Raw genomic sequence first — 240 nt, 5'->3', positions numbered from 1 at the left:
CCTACGGGTGGCAGCAGTCGAGAATTTTTCACAATGGGGGCAACCCTGATGGTGCAACGCCGCGTGGAGGATGACGGTCTTCGGATTGTAAACTCCTGTCATCTGGGAGTAAGACCTGGTCGTTAATAGCGGACAGGGTTGATAGTACCAGAAGAGGAAGGGACGGCTAACTTCGTGCCAGCAGCCGCGGTAATACGAAGGGGACTAGCGTTGCTCGGAATTACTGGGCGTAAAGGGCGC

1 rRNA gene is annotated in these 240 nt (G+C 55.4%); it reads left to right on the top strand.

The features are described from left to right. A 16S ribosomal RNA gene (locus ACTHSQ_RS11415) occupies nucleotides 1–240 on the top strand; the annotation flags it as partial.

This window comes from Neisseria sp. P0009.S008 (genome assembly GCF_051958615.1).
Classification (GTDB): Bacteria; Pseudomonadota; Gammaproteobacteria; order Burkholderiales; family Neisseriaceae; genus Neisseria; species Neisseria subflava.
This window is presented reverse-complemented; position numbering and strand designations above follow the sequence as displayed.